The organism is Protofrankia sp. CiP1_Cm_nod3 (assembly GCF_982290655.1).
Genome location: NZ_CEVIVD010000215.1, coordinates 4,149 through 6,124, shown reverse-complemented (window position 1 = coordinate 6,124; position 1,976 = coordinate 4,149). Strand labels below are relative to the sequence as shown.

Sequence of the window (1,976 nt, the reverse complement as noted above, 5' to 3'; positions counted from 1 at the left end):
CCCCAGGACGCACCGTCCCGAACCGCACCGCCCCGGCCCGCGCCGTCCCGAACCGCACTGCCCCGAACTGCACCGTCAGCGCTACCGACACCACCGATGCCAGCCCCGCCAGTACCCCCGATGCCGTAGCCGGTGCCGTCGAAGGCCACTCCGATGATCGGCTCGCCCAGCCTGCCGTGCTCGGCGAGCAGGGAGACCACGTGCGCATGATGATGTTGGACGAGCAGCGGCGGCTGGTCCCCGGCGTGGCGCTCGGCCCAGCGGCGGGTCGAGTACCCCGGGTGGGCGTCGGCGGCCAGCCGCGCCGGGCGCACGGCGTATACGGCGGTGAGCCGCCCGACCGACCGCTCGAAGGCACGCAGCGTCGCCAGGGATCCCATGTCACCGACATGCGCCGAGCAGAACGCACGCTCACCGTCGGTGACGCAGAAGGTGTTCTTCAGCTCCCCGCCGACGGCCAGGACCCCCTCGGCCGGCCAACGTGAACCATCCTGATCCGCCTCCCGCTCACGGTCGCCCGTGGACGCCGTCCGGCCGGGACCGCCCGTGGACGCCGTCCGGCCGAGGTCGATCGGCAACGGCGCGTAGCCGCGGGAGCGGCGGATCGGCAGCTCACGGCCGTCGACGACGCGGACCACCGAGTCATCGCAGGGCAGCAGGATCGGACGGTCGTGGGTGAGTATCGCGTCGGCCAGCGCCGGCAGCCGGCCGCAGACGTCAGCGGTGCCGGTGCCGGCGGTGTCGGCGGTGTCGGCGGTGTCGGTGCCGGCGGTGTCGGTGTCGGCGTCCTCGAAGCAGATCGGCTCGCCGGCCAGGTTGGCGCTGGTCAGCACGACGCACGCCGGGGGCGCGACGTCCGCGCCGGGCACCTGGGCGAACAGCAGGTGATGCAGGGGCGAGTAGGGCAGCAGCAGGCCGATCAGCGGGTTGCCGGGCGCCACGTCCGCTGTGACGGGGGCGTCCGGCCGGCGCCGCAGCAGCACGACCGGCCGGGCCGGGCCGCGCAGCACCGCGGCCTCGGCCGGGCTGATCTCGGCGAGCTGCCGGGCCACGTCGAGATCCCGGGCCATCACCGCGAACGCCTTGCCCGCCCGCGCCTTGCGCGCGCGCAGCAGCCGCACCGCCGCCGGGCTGTCGGCCCGGCAGGCCAGGTGGTAGCCGCCGATCCCCTTCACCGCGACGACGCGGCCGTCGGCCAGCGCCCGCTGGGCCGCGGCCAGCGCCTCGTCCGGCCCGGTGCCCTGCGCCCCCGGCACCTCGGCGGCGCAGGGGACGAAGGACAGCCGCGGCCCGCAGTCCGGGCAGCACACGGGCTGGGCGTGGAAGCGGCGGTCGGCCGGGTCGTGATATTCGGCCGCGCAGGCCGGGCACATCGGGAAGCCCGCCATGGTGGTGGCCGCCCGGTCGTAGGGCAGCGACCGGATGATGGTGAACCGGGGGCCGCAGGCGGCGCAGGTGACGAACGGATGGCGGTAGCGCCGGTCGGCCGGGTCGAACAGCTCGCGTACGCAGTCGTCACACACCGCCATGTCCGGGGGGACGACAGCGCCAGCGCTGCCAGCGGTGCCACCTGTGCCACCAGTGCCACCAGTGCCACCAGTGCCGCCTGCGCCAGCGACGCCGACAGTGCCAGCGGCGCGGGTGTCCTCGCCGCCGCCGCGGCTGGCCACGATATGGAAGCCGGCATCCCCGGCAACCGGCGGGATGTCGTCCACCCGCACGGTGGTGACCCGGGCCGGGGCCGGCACGTCGCCGCGCAGCCGCCGCAGGAACTCCGCGACCGCCGCCGGGCCGCCCTGGACCTCGATGAACACCGAGCCGCTGTCGTTGCCCACGAAACCGTCGAGGCCGAGGCCGGCGGCCAGCCGGTGGGCGAACGGCCGGAACCCCACCCCCTGCACAACGCCTTCGACCCGTATCCGCCGCCGCCACACGGCCCCGGGACGGCCCTGTCCCGCGACACGTGAATGATCGGC

The 1,976-nt window shown here is 75.6% G+C and carries 1 protein-coding gene; it reads right to left on the bottom strand.

The features are described from left to right. Positions 1-1,976 (bottom strand): Sua5/YciO/YrdC/YwlC family protein (locus AC5LUJ_RS22960; RefSeq protein WP_493465743.1); only part of this gene is annotated, 1,976 nt, incomplete at both ends.